The organism is Acetobacter cerevisiae, from assembly GCF_001580535.1.
Lineage (GTDB): Bacteria > Pseudomonadota > Alphaproteobacteria > Acetobacterales > Acetobacteraceae > Acetobacter > Acetobacter cerevisiae.
This window is the reverse complement of record NZ_LHZA01000077.1, coordinates 1-5,919: the sequence shown is the minus strand read 5'-3', so window position 1 is coordinate 5,919 and position 5,919 is coordinate 1. Positions and strand designations below refer to the sequence as shown.

Annotated in this window: 9 protein-coding genes; 4 read left to right on the top strand and 5 right to left on the bottom strand. The window is 49.9% G+C overall.

Annotated features, from left to right (window positions below; translation table 11 throughout):
* Together AD928_RS00985 and AD928_RS00980 are read left to right on the top strand one after the other, a co-directional pair.
* Positions 1-807 (top strand): replication initiation protein (locus AD928_RS00985; protein ID WP_209436629.1); only part of this gene is annotated, 807 nt, incomplete at its 5' end.
* Positions 808-901: 94 nt separating this feature from the next.
* Complete coding sequence (locus tag AD928_RS00980; RefSeq protein ID WP_062247534.1) at positions 902-1,273, top strand: hypothetical protein; 372 nt, start codon at positions 902-904, stop codon at positions 1,271-1,273.
* Positions 1,274-1,393: 120 nt separating this feature from the next.
* On the opposite strand, the gene AD928_RS14275 is transcribed toward AD928_RS00980, so the two are convergent.
* Both AD928_RS14275 and mobQ read right to left on the bottom strand, forming a co-directional pair.
* Positions 1,394-2,422 carry an acyltransferase gene (locus tag AD928_RS14275; RefSeq protein ID WP_082779664.1) on the bottom strand — a complete coding sequence of 343 codons (1,029 nt, stop codon included), beginning with the start codon at positions 2,420-2,422 and terminating at the stop codon, positions 1,394-1,396.
* A 129-nt stretch (positions 2,423-2,551) separates the two neighbouring features.
* Positions 2,552-3,805 (bottom strand): MobQ family relaxase, encoded by a 1,254-nt coding sequence (mobQ, locus tag AD928_RS00975; protein ID WP_082779663.1) that lies wholly within the window; start codon positions 3,803-3,805, stop codon positions 2,552-2,554.
* A gap of 161 nt (positions 3,806-3,966) precedes the next feature.
* Here mobQ and AD928_RS00970 point away from each other — a divergent pair, with 161 nt between their 5' ends.
* Positions 3,967-4,269, top strand: coding sequence for a hypothetical protein (locus tag AD928_RS00970; RefSeq protein ID WP_062247530.1), 303 nt, complete (start codon positions 3,967-3,969; stop codon positions 4,267-4,269).
* Between the two features lie 2 nt (positions 4,270-4,271).
* Positions 4,272-4,811, top strand: coding sequence for a hypothetical protein (locus tag AD928_RS00965; protein ID WP_062247528.1), 540 nt, complete (start codon positions 4,272-4,274; stop codon positions 4,809-4,811).
* A 105-nt stretch (positions 4,812-4,916) separates the two neighbouring features.
* On the opposite strand, the gene AD928_RS00960 is transcribed toward AD928_RS00965, so the two are convergent.
* The 3 genes from AD928_RS00960 to AD928_RS14905 are packed head-to-tail and all read right to left on the bottom strand — an operon-like array spanning position 4,917 to position 5,794.
* Positions 4,917-5,198 carry a type II toxin-antitoxin system RelE/ParE family toxin gene (locus AD928_RS00960; protein WP_062247526.1) on the bottom strand — a complete coding sequence of 94 codons (282 nt, stop codon included), beginning with the start codon at positions 5,196-5,198 and terminating at the stop codon, positions 4,917-4,919.
* Positions 5,195-5,482, bottom strand: a complete 288-nt coding sequence (locus AD928_RS00955) for a CopG family ribbon-helix-helix protein (RefSeq protein ID WP_062247524.1) — start codon at positions 5,480-5,482, stop codon at positions 5,195-5,197. The genes AD928_RS00960 and AD928_RS00955 overlap by 4 nt, the downstream gene beginning before the upstream one ends.
* 9 nt (positions 5,483-5,491) lie before the next feature.
* Positions 5,492-5,794 (bottom strand): hypothetical protein, encoded by a 303-nt coding sequence (locus tag AD928_RS14905; RefSeq protein WP_167347327.1) that lies wholly within the window; start codon positions 5,792-5,794, stop codon positions 5,492-5,494.
* Positions 5,795-5,919 lie beyond the last annotated feature (125 nt).

Below are 5,919 nucleotides of genomic sequence, written 5' to 3'. Positions count from 1 at the left end.
TTAACCCGGAAGGTGACGGAATTGAGCGCAAAAACGGCAGTAAGCCGCAAAACATACGCCGTAATTCCCAAGCATGACCCCCAGGTTACAATGAGCAATGCTCTCGTAAGAGCAGGTCACGGCCTGACGCTGGCGGAGAAGCGTATAGTCATGCTGGCCGTATCCAAACTGGATAGCCGGGCACCGACACCAGCCCCCACATCGCTTGTGCCACGAACCAAGATCACGGCAGCCGAATATGCGGAAACATTCTCCGTTGATGCCAGGACAGCCTACGAAGCGCTACAGGATGCGGCAAAGCACCTGTTCGACCGTAAAATCACCTTTTTCGAGCCCGCCTACACACGGGCTGGAAAGCCTCTCAAACCTATCCGCAATGACATGCGATGGGTAGGTCGGTGCAAATACCATGAGAATGAAGGTTGGGTTGAACTGTCATGGTGGCCTGACCTTCTCCCATCACTCATGGGGCTAAAAAAACAGTTCACCACCTACAAGCTGCAACAAGCCAACGCTCTCCGATCGGCCTACTCATGGCGGCTCTTGGAACTGCTCATGCACTATCGGGACAGTGGGATAGCCGAATATACCATTGAGGATTTCTGCGCTTCGATGGACGCCACCGAGAAACAGAAGGCCGATTTCAACAATATCCGTCGCCGCATCATCGAGCCCGCTGTCAAAGAATTGGTCGAGAAAGACGGCTGGCTTATCCAGTGGACGCCCATCAAGGCGGGTCGAAAGGTCTCGCGGCTTCGCTTTGAGTTCAGGAAGAACCCGCAACCCGACCTGTTCCCCCCATCATAATCAGTCTGACAAATCCGACAAAAACATCAGACATGACAGACAGATGCTCCCCATGCTCCACTCATGCCAGACAAGTCATACAATGGAGTCAGACATGACAGACGATCCGAAGCCGTGGTCAATCCGCGGCGTTCATCCCGAAGTCAGAAATGCGGCTCTTGCTGCGGCCAAACGAGAGGGGGTCACAATAGGAGAATGGTTGGACAGAGCTATCCGATCACAGGTCAAAAGTGTCAGAAAACAGGGAGAAAATGTGTCTGACAATGCCGTAAGACAGGCGGCAGATTTGTCAGACGCGGAACGTCTAGTCAGTATGATTTCTCGACTATCTGAGGCAGGTGCCCCTGTCCCTAAGTCGGTTGCCAGCAAGGCTTACAATGTCATACGGGATGGGCTGAAAGACGTTCAAGAAAGCCGGAAAGTGGAACCCGTGGCCATCACCGACGATCGAGATGCAGCGTCTTGACGGAATGACGATTTGGATGAGTCAAAGAACCGAGCCACCCTCTCGGTTCTGGCGTCCACATCCACAGATTGAAACACGCAACAGAATTTTTGCGAACACTTTCAGAAAAAGTTTCTAAAATTAAGATATTATCCTTTTTGAAATTTTAAATTTCATGAATACGCATGTTAAGAAATATGCCAAAATAAAACTAGTAAAGAAATACAAAGACAACTTATTGTACCATTTTATATCATAGGCTTTTGTCAAAAAGATCACTAAATACATTATAGAATAATGAAATAAATATATTCCAAAAGATTTCTTCCCAATATCATTTATAATTTTTACACTAACCCTTTGGAAAATGAATTTTAATATGAAGTATAAACAAATAGAGCATATAAATATTTGAATTGACGTTGAATACCAGTGCAAGTTATTGTTAATAACACCAGCTGATTTATCAAATTTGTGTGTAAAAAAAACCATCAATGATAAAATAAAAACTGAAGATAAAAAATAAATATTCCCTATATTTTTTTTATTTCCAATAATAACATAACCTAAAATAAAAAAACATAAATAACCACCTGTAAAATCACTTCCAAATTTACTTAAAAAATCCACATTATAGCCCATAGCGTAAATAGAAAATTTAATTTGATTGAATAATAGTGATATAAAAATAAAACAAAATATGTATTTTTTGCTTTTTCCAACAACCATATTAGATATAAATGGTGACATTAAGTATATTAAAATTAATGGATACATAAACCATAATTGAATTGCATGAGCATAATTTCCATAAAAAATTCCATTTTCTGAAAACAATGCATATAAAAATGCGTTTTTTGTTTTCATTCCATGCGTTGATTCAAAAATAGTATTTGTTACTACGGAACATAAGAAAATAGCATATATGAACTTTGGTATTCTTTTTATATAGAAACCCATCAAGTCACAATTATATGCTCTTCCTATTATAAAATATCCTGATATCATAAAAAATATAGGAACAGCGCACCTGTCTATAGAATAAAATATCGAAGACATTCCAAGAGGGCTTCCTGCACATTCATGTGCATGTGTAAACACAACTAGAGCCATACATATCGCTTTAATCGCATCTATATAATCTATTCTATTTTTTTCTATTACAAGCACTTCACAATACCTTGCAGAAGAAGATTTTTCAGATAATCATAAAATATTCAGTCAAACATTAATCTGAATTAGCCGACAGTGACAACCACCTGAGATATCAGAAAAATCTGGCCCGCTATCGTAATCCCTCTACCGGAAACGAGACGGCCCACGACCTCGTACTGGCACCTGTTGCCTCTCGGCCTGCTGACGTTTCTCCTGCTCCTGATGCACCTTCAGATGCGCCCTGACGACCTTCTCCTCGGCATCCAGTCCAGCGTTACCCAGAGGATGCCCATGAGCCTTCAGCGCGCGGTCAAACGGATCTGAGGGATATTCACCCGCAAGGAACCTATCACGGGCATCAGGGGGCAATCTCTGCACCCTTTTCGCCATGTCGCCCATACGCTCCTTGGCCTTCTGAACAGCCCGCTCTCTGGCATCCCTGAGTGCCTGCTGGCGCAAGGCTTTCTTGCGCTCCTCCTCACGCCTGCGGGCCTCTGCTGCCCGTCTGGCCTGTTCGTCCGCGTCCTGTTTTCCTTTCACCCTCAAGGCGTTCAGAAGGCCATGGACCCCTTTCCGCCTGGCGTCCATGGCCTGAGCTGCAACCTCCCTGACGGTAGCGGCCAGCTCGCGCACGATCTCCCGCACATGGTCGTTCAGGGTGCGCCTGCGCTCGTTCTCCTGAGCCTTGAACGTCTGGGGCTTGTATGGCTCCCCCTTCCGCTCCTGCTCAGCCTTATGCCTGCGCTCCATCGTGGTGCTGGTCGGCCCAAGATGCAGGGTCGGTATTTCATCCACGCCTTGCCGCTCATAGCTGCGGTGATCAATGCGGGCGGGCTTCTGATGGCGCTCTAGTGCTTCATTGCACTGCATAGCCCACAACTCCCGAAGGCTCTCGATTTCCGGCCCACCCGTCTTGGCTGCGTCCAGTATGCGGGTTTTCTTGCCCAGCCCGTCCGGCTCGACCTCCCGTGTCGTGGTGAGGATATGGGCATGATAGTTCCGGTCATCACCACCGGCACTGGGAGCATGAAGGGCAACATCAGCAGCCACCCCGTAACGCTCGACCACGGCAGAGGCAAAAGACCGTGCAAGGTCTGCCCTGTCTTTGGCGTCCAGTTCAGCGGGAAGGGCCAGCACATATTCACGGGCCGTCACTGAGTTAGAACGCTTCTCGGTCTGCTCGGCAGCGTTCCACAATGCAGAGCGATTGTGCGCCCACTCGCAGCCAGCCGGGGCAATGATGAAACTATCATAAACCCCGGTTCGGTTAGCGTAGTCGTGTTGGCGTCCATCGCGTTCGTTGGTCAGCGTGTCCCCTGTTCGATAAGCCGCAGCGGCAACGGCACTCCTGCCGGTGCTACGCGATACGGTCTTAACGGACAGGTGGAAGATCGCCACGGGATCGGCTCGCTGACAGAATGGGGTTGCAAGGGGTTTGCCCCTGTCGCACGCAAACTCGCAGAGTTTGCATAAGTGCGCCCTTAATACCTATCGGCATGAAGGGTTTTTAGGCAACATCATTTTATGATATGTCTGCGTTCAAGAGGAGTTTCGCGCACATGACCAGCACAAGCCAGCCATCCAAGTCCCAGAGAGTTCTCGAAGCCGAGAAAAGACTTGAGCAGGCACGGAACGCTCTGAAAGATGCCCGCAATGCTGAGAACAGGCAGAAGCGGAAAATCGAGGATCGGCAAAAAATTATCTTGGGTGGCACTTTACTAAAAGCAGCTGAAGGTGATGAACGGTTCTCGAACGTGATTGATGCCCTACTAAAGCGGTTGTCTCGTGAGCAAGACCTAAAGGCTTTTCAGGATCATGGATTCACCACCCCCCGGCCAGTACAAACGCAGAGTGAGGGCTGACCATGAATGACCCAGACGACACGGAAGATTTCGGCCTTCGTGCGTTTGAGGATTTGAAGAACACCGTCCAGAAGTCAAATAAAGCCTATTCGGACGTTGCCGGTAAGCTGCCAGCCCTAGCGAAGCAACTTGAAGCACTGGACGCCAAAAGCACCCAAGCCGCTCAACGTGTTGAGGATGCAGCGCAGGCCGTCACCAGCTACGTCAATACCGACAGGCGCACCCTGCTCATCACCTGCGGGTTTGGAGCCATCGCGCTCGTGTTCTGTGCGGCCTTTCTGGGTGACATCAAGGGCAGTCGAACCGGATACGCTCAAGGGTTCGCTGAGGGGCAGCAGGAAACCAAGAAGCGGGACTTACTGGCAGAATGGGCTGTGTCATCACCATCAGGCCGTATGGCCTACGAAATGGACAGGGTGGGCCAGATTCAGGCGTTCGGCATGTGTCGAATTGAGGGCTATAAGGTCAGAACTGACCAGAAAGGGACGTGGTGCGTCTCCACTTCCGGAAATGGCCTAGAATGGCCTCTAGCGCGTCCATGACTGTTTCCAGCCAGAAAACCACCAGAACACCCACGCACACCATTCCTGAGCCATTTACGGGCCAGTTTGATAGATATTTCAAGACTTCTGGGTAGCGCCTACCATTCAATGAAACGTCTCGCGATCCTGCCGGGTATGGAAAACGTCGGTGATGAACAGGGCATCCGCCGTGACTTCATAACGAATTTCATAGTCGTCCACGATGAAGCGCCTGACCTCACGGGGTGAGAAGACCGGGAGCAATGTACCCATCCGAGGAAACTGGATCAGAACGTCTGGTGCTGTCGTCAGCCGCCGCATGACACGCGCTGCCGCGCGCGGATGGTCAAAGTCTGCGGTCAGTGTTTGCAGGTCAGATACGGCCTTGGCTGTCCATTCATATTTCACCGCCTGGGTTCCGGGAGCGGGAGCGGGTTAGCCTGGTCGAGACTGTCCGCCCATGCCTTGACGGCCTCGGCGCTAACCGTCCGGCCCGCATCCACATCGGCCAAGGCTCGGCGTGTCGCCCGGTCTTTCTCCGCCTCATAGGCGAGGTAGGACGCCACGGCTTCCCGCATCACCCATGACCTGGGCCGCTCGATGGATTCCCCATACCGATCCATTGCATCCACCAGGTCAGCAGGCATCTGCACACTGACCATCTGCTTTCCGGCTGAAAGTTTCTCGCTCATGGTATCACCTTAGTTGTTTTTAATAACTCTTATTAAGGCACAAGCCTGCACGGCTTCAAGCGAGATCGTCTGGCCTGCTTCATGCTTCCTGAGCATTTTTCCCTGCCCTGTTCCTCTGTCGACCCAGGTGTCGGGCGAGCGCGGAGCGGGAGCGGCGTAGCCCGCCGAAGGCGCCGACACCCTGAGAGGGTGCGGCATGAAATGCGTCATTTTCCGGGTGTTGTTCACAGCAGTTGTCCACACCCGCTTCCTTTCTTTTCTTGTTTCTTCTTGTTTATGTGAAAAAAACCCTTTTATTTCATATAGATACAAGCAGTTAATCCGTCATTTTCCGGGTTTAATCCGTCATTTTCCGGGTTAATCCGTCATTTTCCGGGTGTCATCCACAAGCCAAAAACTCCTTACTCACACCTCAATTCCGTCACCTTCCGGGTTAA

What these genes read in the sequence shown, in the direction of transcription:
- AD928_RS00980 (WP_062247534.1), top strand. Translation starts at nt 902, where the DNA reads ATGACAGACGATCCGAAGCCGTGGTCAATCCGCGGCGTTCATCCCGAA.
- AD928_RS00965 (WP_062247528.1), top strand. Translation starts at nt 4,272, where the DNA reads ATGAATGACCCAGACGACACGGAAGATTTCGGCCTTCGTGCGTTTGAG.
- AD928_RS00955 (WP_062247524.1), bottom strand. Translation starts at nt 5,482, where the DNA reads ATGAGCGAGAAACTTTCAGCCGGAAAGCAGATGGTCAGTGTGCAGATG.
- AD928_RS00970 (WP_062247530.1), top strand. Translation starts at nt 3,967, where the DNA reads ATGACCAGCACAAGCCAGCCATCCAAGTCCCAGAGAGTTCTCGAAGCC.